Annotated in this window: 21 protein-coding genes and 1 pseudogene; 8 read left to right on the top strand and 14 right to left on the bottom strand. The window is 59.3% G+C overall.

Annotated elements, in window-relative coordinates; all coding sequences use genetic code 11:
• Positions 1–834, top strand: a complete 834-nt coding sequence (locus tag MDHKLMBL_RS06145) for a flagellar motor protein MotB (protein WP_008176682.1) — start codon at positions 1–3, stop codon at positions 832–834.
• 113 nt (positions 835–947) lie between these two features.
• On the top strand, positions 948–1,265 hold the full coding sequence (locus tag MDHKLMBL_RS06150) for a PA4642 family protein (protein WP_008176684.1): 318 nt from the start codon (positions 948–950) through the stop codon (positions 1,263–1,265).
• A gap of 41 nt (positions 1,266–1,306) precedes the next feature.
• Here the strand turns inward: MDHKLMBL_RS06150 and MDHKLMBL_RS06155 are convergent, their stop codons facing one another.
• From MDHKLMBL_RS06155 to MDHKLMBL_RS06175, 5 genes are all read right to left on the bottom strand, one after another.
• Positions 1,307–1,762, bottom strand: a complete 456-nt coding sequence (locus tag MDHKLMBL_RS06155; protein ID WP_104270372.1) for an Hsp20/alpha crystallin family protein — start codon at positions 1,760–1,762, stop codon at positions 1,307–1,309.
• A gap of 185 nt (positions 1,763–1,947) precedes the next feature.
• Positions 1,948–3,516 carry an alkaline phosphatase family protein gene (locus MDHKLMBL_RS06160; protein ID WP_104270373.1) on the bottom strand — a complete coding sequence of 523 codons (1,569 nt, stop codon included), beginning with the start codon at positions 3,514–3,516 and terminating at the stop codon, positions 1,948–1,950.
• Positions 3,517–3,694: 178 nt separating this feature from the next.
• On the bottom strand, positions 3,695–5,605 hold the full coding sequence (mdoH, locus tag MDHKLMBL_RS06165; protein WP_104270374.1) for a glucans biosynthesis glucosyltransferase MdoH: 1,911 nt from the start codon (positions 5,603–5,605) through the stop codon (positions 3,695–3,697).
• Positions 5,598–5,843 carry a hypothetical protein gene (locus MDHKLMBL_RS06170; RefSeq protein WP_104270375.1) on the bottom strand — a complete coding sequence of 82 codons (246 nt, stop codon included), beginning with the start codon at positions 5,841–5,843 and terminating at the stop codon, positions 5,598–5,600. The genes mdoH and MDHKLMBL_RS06170 overlap by 8 nt, the downstream gene beginning before the upstream one ends.
• A gap of 66 nt (positions 5,844–5,909) precedes the next feature.
• A complete protein-coding gene (locus MDHKLMBL_RS06175) occupies positions 5,910–6,446 on the bottom strand; it encodes a gamma carbonic anhydrase family protein (RefSeq protein WP_104270376.1) in 537 nt (178 codons plus the stop codon).
• Positions 6,447–6,752: 306 nt separating this feature from the next.
• Here MDHKLMBL_RS06175 and prlC point away from each other — a divergent pair, with 306 nt between their 5' ends.
• Complete coding sequence (gene prlC, locus MDHKLMBL_RS06180) at positions 6,753–8,798, top strand: oligopeptidase A (protein ID WP_104270377.1); 2,046 nt, start codon at positions 6,753–6,755, stop codon at positions 8,796–8,798.
• A gap of 57 nt (positions 8,799–8,855) precedes the next feature.
• Positions 8,856–9,113 (top strand): YheV family putative zinc ribbon protein, encoded by a 258-nt coding sequence (locus MDHKLMBL_RS06185; RefSeq protein ID WP_008176700.1) that lies wholly within the window; start codon positions 8,856–8,858, stop codon positions 9,111–9,113.
• Between the two features lie 319 nt (positions 9,114–9,432).
• Here the strand turns inward: MDHKLMBL_RS06185 and MDHKLMBL_RS06190 are convergent, their stop codons facing one another.
• Entirely contained in the window at positions 9,433–10,755 is a 1,323-nt protein-coding gene (locus MDHKLMBL_RS06190; protein ID WP_104270378.1) for a Na+/H+ antiporter family protein, read from the bottom strand.
• Positions 10,756–10,871: 116 nt separating this feature from the next.
• Positions 10,872–11,102 carry a DUF1653 domain-containing protein gene (locus MDHKLMBL_RS06195; RefSeq protein WP_104270379.1) on the bottom strand — a complete coding sequence of 77 codons (231 nt, stop codon included), beginning with the start codon at positions 11,100–11,102 and terminating at the stop codon, positions 10,872–10,874.
• Positions 11,103–11,261: 159 nt separating this feature from the next.
• Between MDHKLMBL_RS06195 and MDHKLMBL_RS06200 the strand changes: the two genes are divergently transcribed.
• Positions 11,262–13,058, top strand: coding sequence for a sensor domain-containing diguanylate cyclase (locus tag MDHKLMBL_RS06200; RefSeq protein WP_199185491.1), 1,797 nt, complete (start codon positions 11,262–11,264; stop codon positions 13,056–13,058).
• A gap of 14 nt (positions 13,059–13,072) precedes the next feature.
• Here the strand turns inward: MDHKLMBL_RS06200 and MDHKLMBL_RS06205 are convergent.
• From MDHKLMBL_RS06205 to MDHKLMBL_RS06235, 7 genes and pseudogenes are all read right to left on the bottom strand, one after another.
• Positions 13,073–13,459: pseudogene (locus MDHKLMBL_RS06205) on the bottom strand (DoxX family protein).
• Between the two features lie 16 nt (positions 13,460–13,475).
• A complete protein-coding gene (locus MDHKLMBL_RS06210) occupies positions 13,476–13,925 on the bottom strand; it encodes a group I truncated hemoglobin (RefSeq protein ID WP_008176706.1) in 450 nt (149 codons plus the stop codon).
• Between the two features lie 2 nt (positions 13,926–13,927).
• Positions 13,928–14,803, bottom strand: a complete 876-nt coding sequence (locus MDHKLMBL_RS06215) for a DUF3034 family protein (RefSeq protein ID WP_104270380.1) — start codon at positions 14,801–14,803, stop codon at positions 13,928–13,930.
• Complete coding sequence (locus MDHKLMBL_RS06220; RefSeq protein ID WP_104270381.1) at positions 14,800–17,154, bottom strand: putative bifunctional diguanylate cyclase/phosphodiesterase; 2,355 nt, start codon at positions 17,152–17,154, stop codon at positions 14,800–14,802. The genes MDHKLMBL_RS06215 and MDHKLMBL_RS06220 overlap by 4 nt, the downstream gene beginning before the upstream one ends.
• On the bottom strand, positions 17,154–17,819 hold the full coding sequence (locus tag MDHKLMBL_RS06225; protein WP_104270382.1) for a methylamine utilization protein: 666 nt from the start codon (positions 17,817–17,819) through the stop codon (positions 17,154–17,156). Before MDHKLMBL_RS06225 ends, MDHKLMBL_RS06220 begins: the two co-directional genes overlap by 1 nt.
• Positions 17,820–17,835: 16 nt before the next feature.
• Positions 17,836–18,486, bottom strand: a complete 651-nt coding sequence (locus MDHKLMBL_RS06230) for a hypothetical protein (RefSeq protein WP_008176713.1) — start codon at positions 18,484–18,486, stop codon at positions 17,836–17,838.
• Positions 18,487–18,692: 206 nt separating this feature from the next.
• On the bottom strand, positions 18,693–20,021 hold the full coding sequence (locus tag MDHKLMBL_RS06235; RefSeq protein WP_104270383.1) for an MATE family efflux transporter: 1,329 nt from the start codon (positions 20,019–20,021) through the stop codon (positions 18,693–18,695).
• 203 nt (positions 20,022–20,224) lie between these two features.
• Here MDHKLMBL_RS06235 and coxB point away from each other — a divergent pair, with 203 nt between their 5' ends.
• From coxB to MDHKLMBL_RS06250, 3 genes are read left to right on the top strand one after another with little or no spacing between them, the layout of a single operon-like run.
• Complete coding sequence (coxB, locus tag MDHKLMBL_RS06240) at positions 20,225–21,349, top strand: cytochrome c oxidase subunit II (RefSeq protein ID WP_041645870.1); 1,125 nt, start codon at positions 20,225–20,227, stop codon at positions 21,347–21,349.
• A 57-nt stretch (positions 21,350–21,406) separates the two neighbouring features.
• A complete protein-coding gene (ctaD, locus tag MDHKLMBL_RS06245; protein ID WP_041645872.1) occupies positions 21,407–22,990 on the top strand; it encodes a cytochrome c oxidase subunit I in 1,584 nt (527 codons plus the stop codon).
• A 15-nt stretch (positions 22,991–23,005) separates the two neighbouring features.
• Entirely contained in the window at positions 23,006–23,608 is a 603-nt protein-coding gene (locus MDHKLMBL_RS06250; protein ID WP_092032207.1) for a cytochrome c oxidase assembly protein, read from the top strand.
• Positions 23,609–23,610 lie beyond the last annotated feature (2 nt).

The raw sequence follows: 23,610 nt of genomic DNA on the forward strand, positions 1-23,610 counted from the left end.
TTGGAACTGGTCCAGAAGAAAAACAGGAAGCGTCTGCAGAACCAGACGCCGGCCTGGATCGTCACTTTTGCCGATCTGGCCACCCTGCTGCTGACCTTTTTCATACTGCTGCTGTCGTTTGCCGAAATGGACGTTGAGAAGTACCGGGCCATGGCCAACTCCATGGCCGTGGCCTTTGGCTCCAGCAACGTCCTGGCGGAGGATATTGGTGGCTCCCCGTTGACCATGATTGAATCGGACACGGTCTCCCTTCCCGAGCCCACAGAATCCCAGGCACGGGAGCCCGAGTTCATTGATGAGCGCGCGGAGGGTGCCGCGCCCACCCAGATTCCGGGTGGTGTGATCGATCTGGCCAGCCGGATGATCCGGGAACTGGAATCGGAGGTGGCTTCGGAAGCCCTGAGTGTCAATTACGACCAGAACCAGGTGGTGATCCGCTTCTCCGAGGAGGCTACCTTCCGATCCGGCGAGGCCGCCATCAAGCCCGAGATGATCCCGATTATCGAACGGGTGGTGAACGTGCTGTCGGCGTGTACCGGTGATGTGTTGGTGTCCGGCTACACCGATAACCGGCCCATTTCCAGTGACCGCTACCGCTCTAACTGGGATCTTTCCGCGGCCCGTGCCGTGTCCGTGGTGCACGAGTTAGTGATGAATCGGCAGGTGCCGGCCGAACGGGTGGTGGCGGCCGGGCGTGCCGAGACCAACCCGCTTGCGCCGAACGACACACCGGAGAACCGGGCCCTGAATCGCCGGGTGGAAATCGCCATTCGCAATCCCGAATGCAACGACGAGGTGCCCACCGGCGATCTGCCCGTCGAAATCAGGCCCTGAGCCTTATATCTGAGGCGTAGCTTCTCATGCGCAATCCATATAACTGTCCAGCTTTCAGGGCTTTATACTGTGCGCCCGATAATTGACTGGCACAGCGAAGCGAGAGAGCAACCATGAGTGGACCGGACAAGCCGAAAGTGATTGGCGAGGAATGGAGCGATGAGCGGGTCAGGAGTTTTCTGGATATCCGCCCCTGGGATGCTGCGGAGAATGCCGACTATAACGCTCTGTTGAAAGCCTACCAGGCCATGCGAGCGGAAGATTTCGAACGCTTTATCGGATTTCTCGTTGCCGAAGGACGGGATCTGAATGCCACCGGCCCGGACGGGGAAACCATTCTGGACCTGATTTCCCGGCATCGCCGCAGTGTGGATTATGCCCGCGCGCTGGAAAAGGCCGGTGCCAAAAAAACGGCCGCAGCCGGGAACTGATCCCGCTGCGGCCGTGCGTTATTGCCTGAGGTTGTCGGCGTTTACTGCACGTCGACTTCAATGGCCTTGGGCTCCTTCGGCTCGGCTTTCTGGAGCGTCAGGGTCAGCATGCCGTCCTTGAAGTTGGCCTTCACGCTGTTCTCATCGACATTGTCCGGCAGCGTGAAGCGGCGCAGGAAGCTGCCATAAAAACGCTCTATCCGGTGGTGCTTCTTGTCGTCGGTCTCGTTCTCACTCTTGCGTTCACCCTGAATGCTCAGAACGCCCTCGTGTACCGTTACTTTTACGTCTTCCTTGGACATGCCCGGCAACTCCGCCTCGATGGTGAAGGCCTCCGGAGTTTCCTTGATGTCCACGGCCGGAGCCCAGTCGCTGCGGCTGAACACGTCTTTGCTTTCGCGCTCGCCGCCTGAGCGTGTCAGGCCGAACATGCGGTTATAGCGGTTCATCAGGTCTTCGAACTCATTGACCGGATTCCAGCGGGTAAGATTGGTCATAGGATCTCCTCCTTTTATCGGAACGAATCTGAATGTGTGACATCAGCTTCGATCGCGGAACAGCTCCATGCCGGTGGCGCCAGCCGGATGGTTATCCGTGAACCTCTGCTAGTACCGAATGTAGGTGCAGTATGGATGTTTTCAAGGGCGGGGTTGGTCGAATTTTGATCAGGGTCAAGTCGGGTTCAGAGTTCGCCGAAATGCCGGTGCAAAAAAGGGCGGAAACGGGCCATGGTGGCTCCGGCTGTGTCCGGATCGGGCCGGATACCCGGTCGAAATCCCGGTAATTCACCGGACAAGAAAGGTTTCACCAGCTTCGGATCGGCACTGATCACGTGAACAATGACATCGCGGCTGGCGTCCTCACCGGTGATCAGCGGCGCCGGCTGATGGTCGCCCAGGATGACCATCAGAGCGTCCTGTTTCAGATAGTGGGTGGCGAAGCCTCCGGCAACTTCCAGGGCATAGGCAATGGCCTGTCCGTAGTGCTGGCGAACCCGGTCCGGATCGCGCCATAGCGAAACCGGTGCCTCGCCGGCACCCTCCCAGCGCCGGAACACCTCTCCGTTGCCGATGCTTTGCCAGTCCTCAAGCACCGGCAGGATCGGAACCCAGGGTGCGTGGCTGCTGATCAGCGCCAGTTCGGCGAACAGCGGCCCCTGATGGGCTTCCCGAATGGCCTGGAACCGGTGCCAGGTGTACTGGTCGGGCATGGTGACCCAGTTGAACGGCGGCCCCTGGTAATCCAGATCATCGTGATCGTAGATCCGGTCGTACCGGAACAGTCGGCCCTCGGGCCATGTCTCGGTGATGGCTGGCATTACGGCCAGGGTCTTGTGTCCGGTGCTGCGGAAGTCATCGACCAGGGTGGCGTAGCTGCTACTGAGCAGGGTTTCGTAGGCAAGCTGGTTGTGGATCCACTGGCCACTGAGTACTGACAGGTGGCCGAGCCAGGACTGGCCACCCTGGATGGGCGACTGCAGCCGGCCGGTGGCGACCGTCAGCCCGGCCGCGTCAAGTGACCGGCCCATGGCTTCAAGGCCTCGGCTGACCGTCGAACGGTAGCGCTCGTCGGTGATTGTCGACACGCCGTAGGATTCGATAAAACCCAGAATTACATCCGTTTGCGCCAGCTTTGGCAACGGAGTGGGCTGGCTCTGTCGTCCGGGCCGGGTGTTCAGCTCGGCGGCAAAGTTCCGGGTTGTCTGGTGGGTGTGGGTGATCAGGGAAGCCTGATTGGCAACGAACGCCAGTGCCGGGCTACCAATCCACGGGGTTACGGCCCCGGCCAGGAAAAGCCCGGACATCAGCCAGAGGGGTTTGCCCAGATGGGCCGGGGAATGATGGCCCAGTCGGTCCAGTCCATAGTGAAACAGCCAGCCTATCCCGACAAGCACGGCTGCCAGAGCACCGAGAGCCAGCACCGCCAGAACGCCCCCCAGGTTGGTATCCAGCAGGTTCCAGGCGGCGTCCAGCAGACCAAACTCCAGATAAAGATTCAGTCCTCGGCCAAGACTTTCCCGAACCAGGGCATCTACCAGAACAAGAAGGACCAGCAGCCCATACAGAACGGCCAACACCTGGGCGACGCGATACCGCTGTTGCGGCACTCTGAGCCCGCAGATGACGGCCCAGACGACCAGGGCTTCCGGGGAAAACCAGGGATTGTCACCGGGCAGTGCCAGAGCGGGCAGCAGGAATAACCCGTTCAGGATGAGCAGCCAGGCCAGTATCACGAGGCCGCCTCTACCCATGCCAGTTCGTCTCGCCGACGGGGCAAGGACACTGCTGCCGGAGGGGCCCCTTCAACGGACTGCGCCATACGAGCCAGCACGTCACGCCATGGTGATTCTGGTGAGGCATTCCAGGCTCGCCAATGCAGGGCTTCCAGGGCCACCGGATGGTTGCAGATCAGGCTAAGCTGCCGGTCATTCAGGGCCTCTTTACCCTCCGTGGCGCAAAGATTGACCAGCCGTTCCAGTGCCCGTGCTTTTTTACCGGGGCCGGCTGAGCGTCATATCGGGAAACCCTGGCAAAGACCGGCGACAGAACCATCTGCTCGAACCAGCTTAACCGGTCGGGGTTATGGCGAAGTGGGGGTATGGCGCTGGCCAGCTCAATCACTCTCGCGATATGACCATCCTCGGGCACTTTCAGCCAGGTACCTGTGCCGGGCTTTTGGGCCAGCAAGAAGGCCAGAGCCGGCGCCAGTAATACCGGTGCCATTACCGGTAGGGCCCAGGGCGTCAGAGTTGGCGCGTGCCAGTGAATCAGAGCAAGGCCTGCGGCGGCTGATAACAGAAGCGGGCCAAAGTGCTGGAAGCTGAGCCCCGGAGTGAGACCGCCGGACCGGTTCTGCCCCTGCCAGCCCACCTTGAGATTCAGCAGAGCCCGGACCACATGGAGGGTATGAACCAGCATCCGGATCGGAGCGAGCGCCAGCGCCGCCAGTGTTTCGACGAGAGTGCTGCCATAGAGCCTGAACGGGCCTCCAAACCTGGCGGTTCGTCGGGCCAGACCGTGGTCGGTCACGGCAAGAAGCCGGGGGCCAAAGAGTAGCAGCCCGGTTACCGCCACCAGCATCATACCTGCGCCTGAGCCCGCCTCGGTTGTCGCCATAACGCCGGGTAGCGTTGGCTCTGTTGTTGGTCCGGCCAACGCCACATAGCCGGATAAGCCCAGGAAAATCAGCCAGAGCGGAGAAGCCAGATAGGAGAGAATACCGGTCAACAGGGCCATCCGGTGGGCCATTCGGATCTTGCCCATGGTTACCAGTAGCCACAGGTGCTGGAGATTGCCCCGACACCAGCGCCGGTCGCGGATCAGGTCGTCTTCGAGTGTCGGCGGTGATTCCTCGAAACTGCCGGCGATGGCCGGTTCCAGCCAGACCTCGTAGCCGGCCCGTCCCATCAGTGCCGCTTCGATAAAATCATGGCTGAGTACCGGCCCCCGGAACAGACCGGGCCCCCGAAGCTTGCGAAGACCACAGTGAGCCATGAACGGGGCTACCCTGATGATCGCGTTGTGGCCCCAGTAAGTGGCTTCCCCCAGTTGGATGGCTGCCAGACCGGCACTGTAGAGCCTGCCATAGCAGCGATTGGCAAATTGTTGCAGACGGGCAAACCGGGTTTCTGCCCGGGCCAGGCGGGGTGTGGTCTGGATGATCCCCGCCTTGGGCCGAGCTTCCATGAGCTGTATAAGCCGGGTAATGCAGTGGGCACTGAGCAGACTGTCGGCATCCAGGACAACCATATAGCGGTAGCGGCGACCCCATCGACGCAGGAAATCGGCGATATTGCCGCTCTTATAGTTCAGGTTGATGTTGCGCCGCCGGTAGAACAGTTGCTGGCCTGGGCCCAGCTCCCGGCGTATTTGCTCGCAGGTCGCTTGTTCCTCCAGCCAGATGTCCGGGTCCCGACTGTCCGAGAGCACGTAGAAATCCACGGGCCCGGCCTGCCCCTGTTGCTCAAGATCCTGGATGATCGCTTTCAAACCACCGAGGGAATGCTGCACAGGTTCATGGCAGATGGGCATCACGACCGCGGTTGGGGCAGAGAGCGACTCCGAGGGCCCACTCGGCCCTGCACGGCTGGAAAGGCTCCAGGGGTCGCCACCGAAACGGAGGGCAACGAATCCGAAAACGGCCGTCCAGAAACCCACGCCAATCCAGGCAAACAGCACCCCGAATACCAACAGCAATACGGCGATCATTCCGGAACTGGCCTGATCCGGGATAGTCTGGGCAAACAGAAACACACCGGCCAGAGTCTGAGCGGCTACAAGGAGGACAAGCAGGAACCGCCGCCGGAAGGCAATCGGGCGCCAGGAGCCGGCATTATTCACGGGGATACCCGATACTGGCCCGGGCTATGGGTGGCAGGTGATGACCCTCAAGCGGTCCGGGCAGTACAAACCATTGGGGCATTTGCTCCAGTAATTGCCCGGTATTCAAGGCCGGGTTTTCAGCCCTGCGCGCCTGCAACATGCTGTACAACCGTGCCCGGGTTTCCGGGCCGGTATCGTGGCCTGCAGCACGCAGGTACAGCAATGCTCGATCAAACGGTTCGTCCGATGTATCCACAAGGGTCTCCGGAATGCAGGGTTACCCCAAAACATACGGCTACGGCCCTGAGTTCAGACCACTGGCTTACTGATCGTTAAGGTACTCATCCTTGAGGCGGACGTAGTTGGCGGCGGTGTATTTGAAGAACCCCCGCTCCTTCTCGGTCAGCGTCCGGGCTTTTTTGCAGGGCGATCCCACATAAAGGTGCCCGGATTCCAGGGTTTTGCCGGGCGGCACCAGACAGCCCGCGGCAACAATCACCTCGTCCTCCACCACGGCGCCATCCATAATGATGCAGCCCATGCCCACCAGAACGCGGCTGCCAATGGTGCAGCCGTGCAGCAGCGCCTTGTGACCCACAGTCACGTCGTCCCCCAGTGTGAGCGGATAACCACCGGGGTTATAGTCACTGGCGTGAGTGATATGCAGAACCGACCCATCCTGGATGCTGCACCGATGCCCGATACGGATTTTGTGCATATCACCACGCACGACGGTCATCGGCCAGATGGAAACGTCATCGCCGGTTTCAACATCGCCAATCACCACCGCACTTGGATCGACCCATGCCCGTTCCCCAAAATGTGGCGTGATACCCTTGTGTGAACGTATATTCGTCATTACATAGTACCTGTTAAAGTGAAATTGAACGCGTATACCCGGAGGCCCGGGGCGCCTGTGGGAGAGGTCCTTCCAAAACTGTCTGTCGCCATGGATGGCGACAGTCAAGCGTCACATGGGTGAGGCTGAGCGTTTATGAAGCAAAGCTTCATGCTTCAGCCGAACGACTGCAATCTATGATTGCAGGCCGGACCCCGGAGGGGTGCCGCAAGGAGCGTGTTTTGGAAGGACCTCTCCCACAGGTGCCAGCCCCATAGAATTAAGAAACCAAACTACCCAAGATGCGACGAACTGAGAAGGGGACCTATGAATAACCCGTTACTGACTGACGACCTGTTGCCGAAGTTTGACCATGTTCGCACCGAGCACATGGAAACGGCAATTGACCAGATTCTCAGTGAAAACCGGATGAAAATCAGCCAGCTCGCGGAGCAGGACGATCCCACCTGGGAGACCCTGGCGCAGCCGATGCAGGCGCTGGACGACAAGCTGAGCAATGCCTGGTCGGTGATTTCACACCTCAACGGCGTGATGAACAACGACGAACTGCGCAAGGTGTACAAGAACTGCCTGGAGAAGCTCACCGAGTACAGCACCGAGGTGAGCCAGAACGCGGCCCTCTGCGACGCCTACAAGAAGCTGGCCGAGCGAGACGATTTCAAGAACCTGAGCGAAGCCCAGCGCAAGTCTGTGGAAAACACCCTCCGGGATTTCCATCTGGGTGGTGTCGACCTGCCGGAAGACAAGAAAAAGCAGTATGCCGAGTTGTCCCGGGAGCTGTCCGAGCTGTCCAACAAGTTCAGCGATAACGTGCTGGATGCTACCCAGCACTGGTTCAAGCACATTACCGATGTTGATGAGCTGGCCGGTGTTCCCGAAACCGCCATTGAGAGCGCCAAGCAGGCCGCCCGCCAGAAAGAGCTGGAAGGCTATGTGATCACCCTGGATTTCCCCAGCTTCTTTCCGGTCATGACCTACTGTGACAACCGGGATCTGCGCCGGGAAGTCTATGAAGCCTTTGTGACCCGCGCCTCCGACCAGGGCCCGGATGCCGGCCAGTGGGACAACACCCCGGTGATGGCGGAGATCCTCAAGCGCCGCCACGCCCAGGCCAAGCTGCTGGGCTTTGACAATTACGCCGAGCGCTCTCTGGCCACCAAGATGGCCCGCAGCAGCGACGAAGTGCTGGACTTCCTGAACCAGCTGGCGGCCAAGTCCAAGCCCCAGGCCGAAAAAGAATTTGCCGAACTCAGGGCGTTCGCGAAAGACGAGTACGGCGCCGAGGAACTGCAGGCCTGGGATATCGGCTATTACAGCGAAAAGCTTCGCCAGAAGCGCTACGACATCTCTCCGGAAACCCTGCGTCCCTGGTTCCCGGTGAACAAGGTGGTGCCCGGACTGTTCCGTGTCGCTGAAAAGCTGTTCGATGTCCAGATTGAAGCGAAGCCGGAAGTGGAAACCTGGCACGAGGATGCGACTGCCTACTGTATCAGTCGCAACGGTGAGCCCCTGGCCTGGTTCTATCTCGACCTCTATGCCCGCCAAGGCAAACGTGGCGGTGCCTGGATGGCCGATTGCCGGGTGCGCTGGCGCAACCTGCGTGGCCAGCTCCAGTTGCCGGTAGCCTTCCTGACCTGCAACTTCACACCGCCGGTCAGCGGCAAGCCGTCACTGCTGACCCACGATGAGGTCACCACCCTGTTCCACGAATTCGGCCACGGCCTGCATCACATGCTGACCCAGGTGGACGTGCTGGATGTGTCCGGCATCAACGGTGTCGCCTGGGACGCCGTCGAGCTGCCCAGCCAGTTCCTGGAAAACTGGTGCTGGAATCCGGAATCCCTGGGCCTGATCGCCTCGCACCACGAAACCGGTGAGCCGCTGCCGGAAGATCTGCTGCAGAAACTGCTGGCGGCCAAGAACTTCCAGTCCGGCATGGGCATGGTGCGCCAGCTCGAATTTTCACTGTTCGACTTCCGCCTGCACGCGGAATTCACCGACGAAGCGCCCACCAACCCGCTGGATATGCATCGCAAGGTGCGAAGCGAGATTGCCGTGGTGGAAGCCCCGGAATTCAACCGCTTCCCCAACTCCTTCTCGCACATCTTTGCCGGTGGCTATGCGGCTGGCTACTACAGCTACAAGTGGGCGGAAGTGCTGGCGGCCGATGCCTTCTCACTGTTCGAGGAAAAAGGTATCTTCGACCCGGAAACCGGCAAGGCCTTCCTCCATAATATTCTGGAGAAAGGCGGCTCACAGGAGCCGATGGAATTGTTCAAGGCCTTCCGGGGTCGCGAACCGCAGGTGGATGCGCTACTGAAACAAACCGGCATCACGGACGAAGCGGCCTGACCCAATTTGAGCCGGCAGTCGTAAAGGCTGCCGGTTGTTCCAAACGGGAGTATTTATATGGCGAGTCCAAAACGTTTTATCGCCGGCGCCGTCTGTCCTCGCTGCGCGGAGATGGACAAGATCATGATGTTCACCACCGACGACGATGACCAGGTACGCGAGTGCGTGGCCTGCGGCTTCACCGATGCGGTGTCTGACGCCGAACAACCGTCCAACCCCGAGCTCGAGACCCGGGTGAACAAGCGTAAGAACGAGGACGATCACACCGTCAAGCAGGTTGTGTTTTTCAAGTCTGCTGCTGACGACGAGGATTAATTCTTATCTCCTGGCCTTCTGGTTGAGGGGCGGAGAGGCCATGGGAATGCTTTTCTTCTGGGAAAAACAACTCGCTTCGCTCAGACATCTTTTTCCCGGCAGAAAAGCACACCCACACCCTCTCGATCTGACTCAAAAGATATCTCTTTAAGGCAAATTCTTTTCAGCGATATCTGATGGTTTCTATGTGAGGGGGCCGGGATATTTTTCCCGCCGGAAATTGATGTCTGAGCGCAGCGAGTTGCCATTTCCAAGGGAAAAATATCCCGGCCCCCTCGCAACTCCCCTCAACAAGCAGGCTACAGAAAAACCTCCCAGCTCAAAGAACCATAGCCGCCAACCACCCAAAGCCAAGCAGCGGCAAATTGTAGTGCAGGAACGTCGGCACCACGGTATCCCAGATGTGGTTGTGCTGGCCGTCGGCGTTCAGGCCGGCGGTGGGGCCGAGGGTGGAGTCGGAGGCCGGGGAACCGGCATCCCCCAGGGCGCCGGCGGTGCCGACCAGGGCCACGATGGCCAGGGGGCTGAAACCCAACTGCAGGGCCAGGGGCACGTACAGGGCCGCGATAATGGGGATGGTCGAGAAGGACGAACCGATACCCATGGTGATCAGCAGACCCACCACCAGCATCAGCAGCGCCGCCATGGCCTTGTTCTCGCCGATGGTCGCCACGGAGCTGTCCACCAGGGCGGCAATTTCACCGGTTTCCCGCATCACTTCGGCAAAACCAGACGCGGCGATCATGATGAAACCGATCATCGCCAGCATCTTCATGCCCTCGGTGAACAGGTCGTCGGCCTCCTTCCAGCGCACCACACCAGACAGGTTGAAGAGCACGAACCCGGCCAGGGCGCCCAGGATCATCGAGCCAAGCCAGAGCTGCACTACAAAGGCGGTGACGATGGCCAACAGAGCCATAACCAGGGTGCGGGGGCTATAGCTGGTGTCTACCCGTTCGGCTTTGGTGATGGTTTCCAGGTTGTAGGTGCGGCCACTGCGGTAGCTGAAAAAGACCGCGATCAGCAAGCCGCACAGCATGCCCAGTGCCGGCAGGGCCATGGCTTTCATGACGCTCAGGCCGGAGGCATCGACGCCGTTGGCGTTGATCTTGGCGATCAGGATCTCGTTCAGGTAAATGCCGCCAAAGCCGACGGGCAAAAACATGTAGGGTGTAATCAGGCCGAAGGTCAGCACACAGGCAACCATGCGGCGGTCCATGTTCAGTTTTGCCATCACGTACAGCAGCGGCGGTACTACCAACGGTATGAAGGCAATGTGGATCGGCAGGATATTCTGGGACGAGATGGCAATGGCCAGCAGCAGGCCAATGATCAGGAAGCGGATGCCGTTAACGGCGGCGCCTTCTTCCTGGCGACCGACCAGGGCCAGGGCCTTGTCGGCCAGGGCGTGGGCCAGGCCGGACTTGCCGATGGCAACGGCGAAAGCACCGAGGGTGGCATAGGACAGTGCCACGGTGGCACCGCCGCCCAGGCCGCTATTGAAGGCTTCGATGGTGGCTTCCAGGGACATTCCTGCAATCAGGCCGCCGGATACGGCACCGATGATGAGGGCAACAACAACGTGAATGCGGCACAAACTCAGGACGAGCATGATGGCAACCGCAGCAACAACGGCATTCATGGCAAAACTCCGGGTAGGAATTAATGGTTTGTCCGGCCCCTTGTGGGGACCGGCATCATGAAAAGCGCGGTAATGTGCAGGAAATGGTCGCGGTAGTCAAAGCGGTTGTGTAACGGTCAGGCTTCATCAAGGCGGGCAAAGCGGGGGACCTGTTCGCCGGCCATTTCCACGGTTTCCCGGAACATGGTCAGCGGGCGTACCCAGAGGCTGTAATCACCGTACAGGCAGCGATAAACCACCATCTGTTCTTCAGTTTCACTGTGCCGGGCGATCCCGAGTACTTCGTAATCCTTGCCCTTATAGTGCCGGTAACGGCCAGGGCGTATGTCGTTCTTGCGTTCGGTCATTCTCGGCCTCGATGGTTTCAGGCTATGCTGGCCTTGCAGTTATAGAGGACGCAGCACGCGCAACCGTCTAAAATGGAAGCAACTGCAAGGATGCAAAAAGACTCAGTCAGGGCCTGAAAGTGTAGAACACCAGGAAGGGCCCGGAAACCGGAAACCGCTATGATGCGGCAGTTATCCTGCATCCTTCTGATTTTTCTGTCGCTGGCATGCCTGGCCAGCGCGCCTGTTCAGGCCGCTCCCGTAGCCTTTGACTGGCTGGAAGCGCCCGCCGATGAGCTGGCACTCGAAGACGTTCGCGCCCTGCCCCCGGGCGCCTGGCAGAGGTTTGGCTCAAATGAGGTTTTTAATCGCGGGTTCAGCGATGGCAGTTTCTGGCTGAGAGTCGAGATTCCGCCAGAGCCGGTGAACCGGGTTCTGGAAATCGGCTATCCGTTGCTGGACGAGGTGTCCGTGCACTGGGTGGTTGATGGCGAGCTGATCCAGACCCACCATACGGGCGATACCCTCCCGTTCAGCAGTCGCCCGATTTATCACCGCAATTTCGTCTTCCTGGTACCGTCGAATACCGATACGGCGACCGCCTTTGTGCGCGTGCAAACGCTCGGGTCGGTACAGATTCCCGTGGCAGTCACGCCTTCGGCCGAATTCCTGGCCAATGAGCAGCTGTCTTACGGCTGGCAGACGATGTTTCTGGGTATCATCGCTGCGATGGCGCTCTACAATCTGTTTCTGTTTGTCATCGTGCGCCATTCCACCTACTTCTGGTACGTGCTGACGGTTGTGTTTACCGGGCTGGTTCAGCTCAACTTCAATGGTGTGCTCTTCCAGTGGCTGTGGCCGAATGCCCCGGGTATCAACCGGTATTTCACCATTCCGGTTATCTGTTTCGCTCTGTTCTCCGCCATTATCTTCGCCATCCGTTTTCTCAATATCCGGTCCTACAGCCTCAGAAGTTACCGCTTCCTGCAGTGGATTCTGGCCGCCATTTCTGCCAGCTTCGTCTTTACTCTTTTTGGCAGTTACCAGACGGGGATTGTCCTGGTCAGCGCGATTGCGGCAGTGGTCACTCCCGCGGTCTGGTTCATCGGTTTCCTGGTCTGGCGGAAAGGTCAGGTATTGGGCGGTTTCTACGTTCTGGCCTGGACGCCATTGCTGATCGGCCATCTGATTCTCGCGGTCAGCAAGCTTGGCATCATGCCCCGCAGTTTCCTGACCGAGTTCATGCCTCAGATCGGCGTGGCCCTGGAGGTGGTTCTGCTTTCCTTTGCGCTTGCCTACCGGATCAACCTGGAACGTCGCAAGCGCCATGAGGCCCAGGAGCAGGCGCTGGCGATCCAGCAGCAGGCCAACCTGACCCTGGAGATGCGGGTTCAGGCGCGCACCGACGAACTGGAACGGGCCAATGAGCAGCTCAAGGCGATCAGCCTCACCGACGGTCTGACCCATGTGGCCAACCGGCGTCGGTTCGATGAAAAACTCAACGATGAGTGGCGACGGGCCCAGAGACACGGTCACCCGTTGAGCCTGTTGATGCTGGATATTGATCACTTCAAGCGGGTAAACGACGAGCTGGGACACCTGGTTGGCGACGATTGCCTGACCGCGGTGGCCGCCTTGTGCGTCGCAGAAGTGCAGCGTTCCGGGGATCTGTTGGCCCGCTATGGCGGCGAGGAATTCAGCATCCTGCTACCAGCCACGCCTGAGGAGGGAGCGGTTCGGGTGGCCGAGCGAGTGCGTCAGGCGGTGGCCCGTTCCCCGGTGCATTCCGGGGAACGGGTGGCTCCGGTCAGTCTTACCATCAGTGTGGGCGTGGCGTGCCTGGTGCCAGGGCCAGATATGGAGCCCCAGGAGCTCATCCGTCAGGCCGATGAGGCGCTATACGCGGCCAAGGAGTCTGGCCGTAACCGGGTTATGGTGGCGCGGGATTTCAGGGCGGCGAGCGCACCTGGTGCCTGAGGTCTCCCGGATCTTCAGTTCTTCAGTTTGTACCGCCCTGGTCCGAGGAATATCACTGCAACTGCTGTAAAGAGGAAGAAGCCCTGCAGCTCCAGCGCCCAGCCGCCGCTGCGCCCAAGGCTCAGGAGTTCGTTGCCGTGAACCAGGATGATGGCAAACAGCATGTTGAAAATAATCAGCAGCGCACCGATCCGGGTCTGATACCCAAGGATGACCATCAGCGGCGCGATGATCTCACCCACTTACACCCCGTAGGCGAGGAAGGTTGGCAGGCCGTGGCTGGCCAGCTCCCCTTCAATGAAGCCGATGCCGTTGAGCAGCTTGGCAATGCCATGGAACAGCATCAGGCCGCCCAGGGTCAGGCGGATAATCAGTTTTCCCAGATCAGCGTTTTCGAGCAAGGTACAGGTCTCCGTTCTACAGATTGCGAATGTCAGGGTAAAGCGGCAGCAGTTGTTTGATCAGTCGGTTCTGGGCGCCGGTTGGGATATCGTTCTGTTCCATGGCCAGAATCAGGTTCTCGGCCAGGGCATTGAACTGGGTGTCCGTGATGTCCATGTCAGAGTGCAGTTCACGCATCTCTCGCCCGGTATAGCTGCAGGGCCCACCGCTGAGCTCGCACAACTGATCCGTGAGGTTCTGGTGAAACCGGGCGACATCCATGCCTTTGAACTGTTGGTTGATGCGTTCGTCCTCGACGATCAGGTAGAGCAGGTCCTCCACCACGTTTTCAATGCCTTCACGTTCACCGAGCTGCTGATAAAGGGATCTATCAGGTTGGCTGTTCAGACTCTGGCAGCCACCGAGCATCAGTGCCAGCGAGATTAACAGGGCGGTAGGCGTAAGGTAGAGATTGGTAAGTGCCATGATCAGAAACTCCCCTGCAGCGACAGATACAGACCTTGCTGGTCTTCCAGTGTGGCAACGTCACCCAGGTTGACCAGGGCGCCCGTGACCGCCAGACGACGGTCCGGCACCCAGGCCACGAACAGGTCCCACCAGTCATCTTCGGTGGCAAACCCCAGGTTGTCCGGTTTTTGCCGGTATTCCGCGCCCACCAGCCACTGGCGGTTGAGGAAAAGCCCGACGCTGCCCTCCATCATCAGTTCGTGGCTGTTGTTCTGGTCGCCGCCAAAACCGAGAAGCCCGCCCTGGTTGGCCCGGGTGGCCCGGGCGGTCAGATTAACCAGCAGGTTGCGTTCCATCACGGCGGCGAAGAACAGCTTGCTGCCGCTGACATAGACATCGGTGCCACTGTCATCCCGGGCGCCGATCGCCGAGGATACGGTGAAATCCCGCTGCCGCTTGTACTGCACGCCGGCGGACCACTGGCCCGAGGGACTGTAAAGCACATCGCCAACGAGCCGGATCTTGGCGCCAAAAATATCCTGGTTCAGCTCGTCCTGTTCAAGGCCGAAGCCGTCTTTGAGGGTAAACACCAGGCTGTCCAGATCCAGGGTCTGCCGCGCCACGGTGAGCTCCAGCCGGTTATTCCAGTTCAAGCCGGCACCGGTAACCGCAAGCGTGTAATCGTCCACTTCGGCCCGGCTGAGTGCCAGGGTGCCACCCCACTCCTCGTCGCTGGCATAGCTCCCCAGCAGTGCCCAGGGTACCAGGCCGCCGCCGGCACTGCCCTCTATGGTGGTAACGCCGCCGGTCGCCCAGATCCGGCTGCCGATGTCGGCCGTGGCAGTCGGTGCTGCCAGAAACGCCAGGATTAGGGCCATCAGACGTCTAGCTGTCATTCTGAATACTCCGGGTTGGTATGGGTCAATTGCTCCCGGCGTGCAGCCAGGGAATGGGCCGTCTCCGGCAGGTCCTCCGGTGCGACCGGACGGCTCAGGTAGAAACCCTGAGCCAGGTTGCAGCCCCAATGCTGCAGAAGACGCCACGCCTCCAGGTTCTCGATACCTTCGGCTACAACCTTCAGCCCGAGGCCGTGGGCCATATCAATGGTGGACTGCACAATCAGCTGGTCCTGAGGCTCGGAATCCAGTTTAAGTACGAACGATTTGTCGATCTTCAACTCCTGTACCGGCAGTTTGCGGAGCTGGGACAACGAGGAATAGCCGGTGCCGAAGTCATCTACCGACAAAGTCACGCCCAGCTCCCGAAGCTGTTTCAGGGTGGCCATGGCCACTTCCGGGTCTTCCATCAGGGCGCTCTCGGTCACTTCCAGGGTGACCCGTTCCAGGTCGTGGTGCCAATCGGAAAAGGTTTCGGCAATGTGCCGGGTCAGGGCGGGCCAGATCAGGTCCATGGCGGACAGGTTGATGGCAACGCCCGCGTCGACACCCTGTTCATGCCATCGCCGGGCATCGCTGGCTACGCGTTGGAGTATGTGGGCTGTCAGATCGTGGATCTGTCCCGACTGTTCGGCAAGAAAGATAAACTCTTCCGGGGAAATAAAGCCCAACTCCGGGTGAATCCATCGCACCAGCGCTTCCACCTGCTCCAGCTCGCCGGTCTGGCTGTTCAGTTTTGGCTGATAGTTCATGTGCAACCCGTTGTTCAGGATGGCGGTGTGCAGATCGGTAACCAGTTTCAGTTCCCGGAGATGACTTTCATCCTGTCCGGGCTTGTAGCGTGTGAAGGCTTCGGGATGGGCCTCGGCCTGCTCGAAGGTGAGATTGAGCCGGCGACGCAGGGCGTCGGTATCCGAGGCATCTTCCGGCAGTTCCATGGTGACGATGGTGACCCTGAGGGAGAAGGGCGTCTGGTCTACCTGCAAGGGAGATTCGATGAGCGCGTGCAGTTGCCGGATTCTGTCACTGCCTTGCTCCGGGGGCAGTGAAGGGATCAGGGCCAGGAATTCGCCGCCACCGGTGCGGGCGAGGATATGGGCGTCCGGGAGTTCCTGCTGCAGGCGCTTGGCAATACCGATCAGGACCTTGTCGCCGAATTCCAGCCCCAGGGTGTCGTTGATATCGGAGAGATCGTTGAGCCGGATCCCCACCAGTGAACCCGTGCCACGGTTCTCAAACAGCTCGGCGGCCTCCTGCATCAGGGCGTTGCGGTTTTTCAGTCCGGTGACGTCATCGTGGGTCGCCGCATAGCGGATCTGGGCTTCCCGCTCCCGAAGGCCAGACAGCATATCCCGCAGGGCGTTGCGGAGCTGGGTCAGTTCGCCGCCGGCCCGGATGGCCGGTGCCTCGGGTGTGGTGCCCTCACCGATAGCCCGCGCGTAGCTTGCCAGCTGCAAAACCGGGCGCCCGAGGTTCCGGGCAATGACCAGCGCCAGCAGAATGGCGAAAATCAGGATGGCGGTCACCAGCAGGGCAATTTCCACCGCTCGCCGGTAGTAATTCTGGAGCGTGGCATCACGGCTGATCAGGAGCACGGCCTGGACGGCGGCGGGGTCTGATTCGCCCAGGTTGATGATCCGGGTGAAATAACCGGCACTTTCAATAAAATTGGCGTTGGCGGATGCGCCTGCAAGCTCCTGTTCCAGCTTGGCATCGATGCTGCTGGTGGCGGCAAAACTGTTCAGGTTGTCGTTCTGGTTCGATCGCGCCCGGAAGATCACCGAGGTGCCACTGAGCCTGGCGATGACCTCTGCCAGGGACTGGTCCATGGCAAAGCCGCTGACCAGCGAGGCCCGAAGCCCCGGGGCCTCTATCGGGATGATGAGAATCTCGTAGCCCCTGCCATCAATGGCCCGCAGTGACCGGGTAAACCCATTACGACGGGTGCTTGTCAGCTGTTCCTGGCTGACGGCAGGAAAAGGGTTTTGCAGGGTCGAGGCCAGGGGCTCTCCCTGACTGTCCAGCAAGAGCGCGAAGTCGGCACCCACCCTGCCGCTGTGGTTTTCCAGGGCACTGTCGATGGTTGCCGGGTCGCGGCTGGCAATGGCCGAGCGAAAGCCGAAATCCTGCACCACAACACTGAGCCGGGACAGTTCCAGCTCAGTCCGGCGGTCAATGACCTCGTTGGTCAGCCGCTCTCCGATGGCCAGCTGTTCCAGTGCCCGGCTTTTCTCATCCTCGAACAGGTACACCATCAGCAGGGCGACGATCACCAGGCTGACCAGCGCCACCAGAGAGATCATGGCGGCAATAAGCCGGCCCCGGAATCCGAGACGAGATACCAGACCCATCAAAGCTCCCGAAAGCGCTGCTGGAGACGGTCCAGCGAGCCTTCCGCGGCGGGCTCGGGCTCAAGATTGAGGGTGACGATTGCGGACTCGCTATCACGTTCGATTTCACGGGTGACCGGGCGGGTATTATCCGGCAGTCGTGGGTGCCAGATCTCAAGTGTCACCGTGCCCTGGCTGCCCTCGCTGGGCAGTGCATCGAGCGAGAGGGTGACCTTGCCGGAGGCATCTGTCCGGCCGGTGGCAGCGGTGTCGGTGACCACCACAAAGCCCTGCATGTGGTCGTGAATGTTGCAGCCCAGTTCAACGATGCCTGGCTTGTCGAAAACAATGGGAGCCGCCGGGCGGTCGGCGTAAAGCTCGATGTTGAAGGTTTTTGCCGGCGAGAAGGAATACACGTGATGCTGGGTATTGTCGCGATTCGGGAAATCCACGCTGGAGCCGACTGGCACCACCAGTACATGGGGGTGGAAGGCGCGATCCTTCTGATAGATTTCGGCAGAAACCGGTGTTGCCGGACGGGCACTGTCTACGGAAACCACGGCATTGGCCACGGGTTCGGTGTTGCCTTCCAGGGTGACGGTTACGGACAGCTCGTACGCGTTGGCTGTCGATACCATGGCAGAAATCAACAGTCCCGCCAGCACTGCAATCGCTGATACTTTCATTAAACCTCTGAACCTGTCAGGCCAGGCCGGACCCGAGAGAAAATCGAATGTGGTTCCTTACCAGCAGATTTTCCCAGTAATGCCGCATCCAGTCCCAGGCGGCGTTGTTCACCTGCTCGACAAACGGGTCGAGGTTGAGTTCGTAGTAGTCCGGCGTGCCTGCTATCTGCAACACGGTTACGGTGATGGAGTCGTCCAGCTCGTTGGCAAAGGGCTCGCCGATAAGCTGATGAGCCAGAAGATTAGCACGAGTTGCTTCCATATCCACGATTTCGCTGGCCCGGGTACACCGGTTGTTTTCGTACATTTCTTCCATCAACCGATGACAAAGGTAGGCGCGGATCAGCAGGCCATCGAGACCGTCGTAGCGAACCAGGAGCGCTGATGGCTGGGTAAAATACCGGATGGCGGCATTCACAAAGGGCTCAAACAGATCGGCTTTGCCGGCTTCCCGGGCACAGGCTTCGACGCATTCGATCAGCCTTGGTGCCATTTCGATGTACTCAACCACGAACTGGAACAGGCAGGTGGCGGGCTGATACCCCTCAATAGTGACCGCAGACGGGAGCGCGGCAACCTTTTCGTGAAGCTGTCGGAGGAAGGTCCCGGAGCGGGCTTCCTTGCGCCGCGCCTGGTCAATAATCTCAAGGACTACCTGTGGTGTCATTTCAGGAGAAGCCGATGTCTGAACGAATTGAGGTCGCAAGGCGCCTCCCGTTGTTAGCAACTGATAGCAACGAGTTCCCGGGCAGGAGAGGAGGGCTGGCTACCACATCGTGCCTGCCTTTTTAGACAAGTGTAGCCGAGATTTTTGCCCCTGCTTTTCCGCTGTGGTGAAAATCCCCGCCTGTAATGTTACGGATTGAATCTGCGTCACTGGCTCTGGAACCAACGATCGTTCCTGGTATGGGACCAGCACAGCCATCCCATGCTCAGAGCCCGCGCCACCATCAGGGAGATCAGCGCGAACCAGAGCCCGTGGTTGCCCCATCCGGTTGTCAGCCACCAGACCGGTGCAAACACGGCAAGGGCCGAAAACAGCATGGTGTTCTGCATGTCCCGGGTCCGGGTTGCGCCGATAAAAATCCCATCAAGAAGAAAGCCCCAGACTGCGGCAAAAGGTAGCAGCCAGAGCCAGGGCAGGTAACGCCAGGCGGTGGCTCTCACTTCCTCGATACCGGTTAGCAGTGCAATGAGCCAATGCCCGCCGGCCACAAAAACAATGGTGAGCAAGAGGGCGCCCCAGAGTGACCATCGCAGGGCACTGCGAAAGACCACCCGGAAGCGCCGCCGGCTGCCTTTGCCGATAGCCTCGCCAATCAGCGCCTCGGCAGCATTGGCAAAACCGTCCAGGGCGTTGGAGATCAACAGAAGAAAGGTGATCAGAACGGCATTGGCAGCGAGGATGGTGTCTCCCTGACGGGCGCCCTGGGCGGTAAAGAATGCCAGCACCAATAACAGCGCGATGGTTCGGACCATGATGTAGCGGTTAACCTGGAGAATCCTCAGGTAATCCTCGAGTTTGCCGAACAGAGCCCTCGTCAGCCCCTGCCCCTCAGGCATTCGTCGTAATACGATCAGGAAACCGATGGCGGCGGCGCCGTATTCGGCGATCACAGTGGCAATGGCAACGCCACGGCTGTTCCAGCCAAGCACGGTAACAAAAAGAATATCCAGCACGATGTTCAGGCCGTTTGCTGCAATCAGCATGATCATCGGGCCCCGTGGAAACTGGGTGCCGATGAGCCAGCCAACCAGCGTGTACTGGCAGAGAACGGCCGGCGCGCTCCAGATCCGGATTCCGGCGTACTCGGCCGCCAGTTCGGTCACGTTGTCACTGGGATTCATCAGGCTCAGGCCGGTCTGGATCAGAGGCTGGTGAAACAGAATGAGAAGAAGGCCGATCCCGGTTGCCAACAGGATCGAGCGCAGCAGTAATGCGACCTGGCTGAAGTTGTCCCGCTTGCCCCAGGCCTGAGCGGCCAGGCCGGTCGTGCCCATGCGCATGAAGCCAAAGGTCCAGTACAGGATGCTGAACAGATTGGCGCCTACAGCAACCGCCCCCAAGAACTCCGGACTTTTCAGGTGGCCGAGCACGGCGGTGTCCACCAGTCCCAGGAGAGGAACAGTAAGGTTGGTGAGCATCAGTGGCCAGGCCAGAGCCCAGAGGCGCCGGTCGGTTGCCGGCAGATTAAAAGTCATATTCTTTTTAAGTCTTAAAATTCCGCGGTTAGCTTTTTTGGATTTAGCTGATTTTTTAGTCTTTTTTTGATCTGTGTCTATACTCGAATTTGAGGTATCCGTAAGCAGGCTTCCACTCTGGTTTTTCCGGTGTATGCGAGCGCCAGTAAGGCCGGTGGGATAACGCAAAATCCGACAAGAATAACACTCTGTGGAGACACAGTATGCGCGTGCACGCTCAGCGGGCAGGTGCCCTTTTAGGCGGTCTGATGTTCCCCGCCTGGTCCATGGCGGACTGGACACTGAACATGACCCCGGGGGTGACCGGCACCAGTAACGAAATTTTCAGCCTTCACATGACCATACTCTGGATCTGCGTCGTCATTGGCGTCGTGGTCTTCGGAGTCATGTTCTGGTCTATTTTTGCCCACCGAAAATCCCAGGGCGCCAAACCGGCCAACTTTCACGAGAACACCCTGGTAGAAATTCTCTGGACCATCATACCGTTTGTGATCCTCGTTGTTATGGCGATTCCTGCCACGGCGACCCTGGTCGACATGTATGACACCTCCGAATCGGAGGTGGACATCAAGATCACCGGGTATCAGTGGAAGTGGCAATACGAATATATCAATGAAGATTTCGGCTACTTTTCCAACCTGGCGACGCCACGTGACCAGATTGAGAACCGACAGGCCAAAGGTGAAAACTACCTTCTCGAGGTGGATAACCATCTGGTGATTCCGGTCGGGAAAAAGATTCGTTTTCTGGTAACGGCGAACGATGTTATCCACTCCTGGTGGGTGCCGGACTTTGGTGTCAAGAAAGATGCGATTCCAGGCTTCATCAACGAGACCTGGACCCGCGTCGACAAGCCCGGCATTTACCGCGGTCAGTGCACCGAACTTTGTGGCAAGGACCATGGCTTCATGCCGGTGGTTGTCGAGGCGGTTCCCGAGGAGGAATACAACACCTGGGTCGCGGAGAAGAAGGAAGCTGCCGAGCGCGAGCGCCAGTTGACCCAGAAAGACTGGACCATGGCCGAGCTGATGGAACGGGGCGAAAAAGCCTACCAGACCGCTTGTGCTGCCTGCCACCAGGCCGACGGCAGCGGTGCGCCACCGGCGTTCCCGGCGCTGAAGGGCAGTCCCATTGCAACCCAGGACATGGCGGCTCACATAGACATCGTTGTGAACGGCAAGTCCGGCACGGCCATGCAGGCTTTCGGCAACCAGCTGAGCGAAGTGGACCTGGCGGCGGTGATTACCTACGAGCGGAACGCCTGGGGTAACAACACCGGTGAAATGGTCACTCCGAAAGAAATTTTTGATTACAAGAACCAGCAGTAATCAACGCCAGATAACAGATATCACCAGCCACAATAAATGGCGGTAACGGGGGTTTTCATGAGTGCGGTTGCAGATACCCACGCCCAGGATCATCATCACGGCCCGGCAAAAGGCATCAGCCGCTGGCTGCTGACCACGAACCACAAGGATATCGGGACCATGTACCTGATATTCAGCTTTGCCATGTTCCTGTTGGGCGGGAGCATGGCCATGGTCATCCGGGCAGAACTCTTCCAGCCCGGGCTGCAGATCGTGCAGCCGGAATTCTTCAACCAGATGACCACGATGCATGGTCTGATCATGGTCTTTGGTGCGGTCATGCCGGCGTTTGTCGGCCTTGCCAACTGGATGCTGCCCTTGATGATCGGGGCTCCAGACATGGCGCTGCCCCGGATGAACAACTGGAGCTTCTGGCTGCTGCCCTGCGCCTTCCTGATTCTGGTTTCCACCCTGTTCATGGAAGGCGGCGGTCCCAACTTCGGCTGGACCTTCTACGCGCCCCTGTCCACAACCTACGGGCCGCCGAGCACGACCTTCTTCATTTTCGCGGTCCACATCATGGGTATCTCGTCGATCATGGGCGCGATCAACGTGATCGCCACCATCCTGAACCTCCGGGCGCCGGGCATGACCCTGATGAAGATGCCCCTGTTTGTCTGGACCTGGCTGATTACGGCGTTCCTGCTGATTGCGGTGATGCCGGTCCTGGCCGGTGTGGTGACCATGATGCTGATGGACATCAACTTCGGCACCAGCTTCTTTGACGCCTCCGGCGGCGGCGATCCGGTACTGTTCCAGCACGTGTTCTGGTTCTTCGGGCACCCCGAGGTATACATCATGATCCTCCCGGCCTTCGGGGCGGTCTCCCATATCATTCCGGCATTTTCCCGCAAACCCCTGTTTGGCTATGCCTCCATGGTCTATGCGGTCGGTGCCATTGCCCTGCTGTCTTTCGTGGTCTGGGCCCACCACATGTTCACCGTTGGCATTCCCATCGTTGGCCAGCTGTTCTTCATGTACGCCACCATGCTGATCGCGGTGCCCACCGGGGTGAAGGTGTTCAACTGGGTGGCCACCATGTTCCGGGGTTCTCTCACCTTTGAGGCGCCCATGCTGTTTGCCGTGGCCTTCGTGATCCTGTTCACCATTGGAGGGTTCTCCGGTCTGATGCTGGCCATCGCGCCGGCTGACTTCCAGTACCACGATACCTATTTCGTGGTTGCCCACTTCCACTATGTGCTGGTGCCGGGTGCCATCTTCGGGATCTTCGCTTCGGCTTACTTCTGGCTGCCCAAGTGGACCGGGCACATGTATGACGAAACCCTGGCCAAGACCCATTTCTGGCTGTCTTTTGTTGGCATGAACCTGGCGTTCTTCCCGATGCACTTCCTGGGACTGGCAGGCATGCCACGACGGATTCCGGATTACGCGCTGCAGTTCGCCGATTTCAACATGGTTTCCAGTGTCGGTGCATTCATGTTCGGTGCCACACAGCTGTTGTTCCTGTTTATCGTGGTCAAGTGCATCAGGGGTGGCAAAGAGGCGGCCGCCAAGCCCTGGGATGGTGCCGAAGGTCTTGAGTGGACCGTGCCCTCACCGGCGCCTTACCACACCTTCTCGACACCACCGGAAGTTAAGTAACCGGAGGCCGGCACCATGTCGAACCAGCAGGCAAACAAGGCAGGCGCATCCCGCAGCACCAACCGTGTTGTGGGTTGGTGCCTGGCCGGGGTAGTTGGCATGTTTGCCTTCGGCTTTGCCATGGTGCCTCTCTACAACGTGTTCTGTGAGATTACCGGGATAAACGGCAAAACCGGCGGGCGATACGAGTCCACCGAGGTGGCCGAAGCTGACATGAGCCGGACGGTAAAAGTTCAGTTTCTTGCGTCCAATGGCCCGGGAATGACCTGGAAGTTTCGCCCGGTTGTGCGCTCCGTGGAAGTGCATCCCGGAGAGCCGACGACGGTGAACTTCTATGCCGAGAACCCCACGGCCGAGCCGATGGTCGGGCAGGCGGTTCCCAGCCTTGCGCCCTCGGAAGGCACGCTCTACTTCCACAAGACCGAGTGCTTCTGCTTCAACCAGCAACCGCTTGAAGCCGGCGAAAGCACTGAAATGCCCCTGATTTTTATCGTCGATAAAGACCTGCCGGCGCACATCACGAAACTCACCCTGTCCTATACGCTTTACGATCAGGGCAAGCAGCCGGCGGTAACGCAAACTTCCCGGAAAGACACAACAACAAACGATAACGGATAAGC

This window comes from Marinobacter flavimaris (genome assembly GCF_002933295.1).
Lineage (GTDB): Bacteria > Pseudomonadota > Gammaproteobacteria > Pseudomonadales > Oleiphilaceae > Marinobacter > Marinobacter flavimaris.

What these genes read in the sequence shown, in the direction of transcription:
- MDHKLMBL_RS06210 (WP_008176706.1), bottom strand. Translation starts at nt 13,925, where the DNA reads ATGGCACTTACCAATCTCTACCTTACGCCTACCGCCCTGTTAATCTCG.
- coxB (WP_041645870.1), top strand. Translation starts at nt 20,225, where the DNA reads ATGCGCGTGCACGCTCAGCGGGCAGGTGCCCTTTTAGGCGGTCTGATG.
- MDHKLMBL_RS06220 (WP_104270381.1), bottom strand. Translation starts at nt 17,154, where the DNA reads ATGGGTCTGGTATCTCGTCTCGGATTCCGGGGCCGGCTTATTGCCGCC.
- MDHKLMBL_RS06195 (WP_104270379.1), bottom strand. Translation starts at nt 11,102, where the DNA reads ATGACCGAACGCAAGAACGACATACGCCCTGGCCGTTACCGGCACTAT.
- MDHKLMBL_RS06155 (WP_104270372.1), bottom strand. Translation starts at nt 1,762, where the DNA reads ATGACCAATCTTACCCGCTGGAATCCGGTCAATGAGTTCGAAGACCTG.
- MDHKLMBL_RS06200 (WP_199185491.1), top strand. Translation starts at nt 11,262, where the DNA reads ATGATGCGGCAGTTATCCTGCATCCTTCTGATTTTTCTGTCGCTGGCA.
- MDHKLMBL_RS06215 (WP_104270380.1), bottom strand. Translation starts at nt 14,803, where the DNA reads ATGACAGCTAGACGTCTGATGGCCCTAATCCTGGCGTTTCTGGCAGCA.
- MDHKLMBL_RS06175 (WP_104270376.1), bottom strand. Translation starts at nt 6,446, where the DNA reads ATGACGAATATACGTTCACACAAGGGTATCACGCCACATTTTGGGGAA.
- MDHKLMBL_RS06190 (WP_104270378.1), bottom strand. Translation starts at nt 10,755, where the DNA reads ATGAATGCCGTTGTTGCTGCGGTTGCCATCATGCTCGTCCTGAGTTTG.
- ctaD (WP_041645872.1), top strand. Translation starts at nt 21,407, where the DNA reads ATGAGTGCGGTTGCAGATACCCACGCCCAGGATCATCATCACGGCCCG.
- MDHKLMBL_RS06250 (WP_092032207.1), top strand. Translation starts at nt 23,006, where the DNA reads ATGTCGAACCAGCAGGCAAACAAGGCAGGCGCATCCCGCAGCACCAAC.
- MDHKLMBL_RS06230 (WP_008176713.1), bottom strand. Translation starts at nt 18,486, where the DNA reads ATGACACCACAGGTAGTCCTTGAGATTATTGACCAGGCGCGGCGCAAG.
- MDHKLMBL_RS06235 (WP_104270383.1), bottom strand. Translation starts at nt 20,021, where the DNA reads ATGACTTTTAATCTGCCGGCAACCGACCGGCGCCTCTGGGCTCTGGCC.
- MDHKLMBL_RS06225 (WP_104270382.1), bottom strand. Translation starts at nt 17,819, where the DNA reads ATGAAAGTATCAGCGATTGCAGTGCTGGCGGGACTGTTGATTTCTGCC.
- prlC (WP_104270377.1), top strand. Translation starts at nt 6,753, where the DNA reads ATGAATAACCCGTTACTGACTGACGACCTGTTGCCGAAGTTTGACCAT.
- MDHKLMBL_RS06185 (WP_008176700.1), top strand. Translation starts at nt 8,856, where the DNA reads ATGGCGAGTCCAAAACGTTTTATCGCCGGCGCCGTCTGTCCTCGCTGC.
- MDHKLMBL_RS06160 (WP_104270373.1), bottom strand. Translation starts at nt 3,516, where the DNA reads ATGGGTAGAGGCGGCCTCGTGATACTGGCCTGGCTGCTCATCCTGAAC.
- MDHKLMBL_RS06150 (WP_008176684.1), top strand. Translation starts at nt 948, where the DNA reads ATGAGTGGACCGGACAAGCCGAAAGTGATTGGCGAGGAATGGAGCGAT.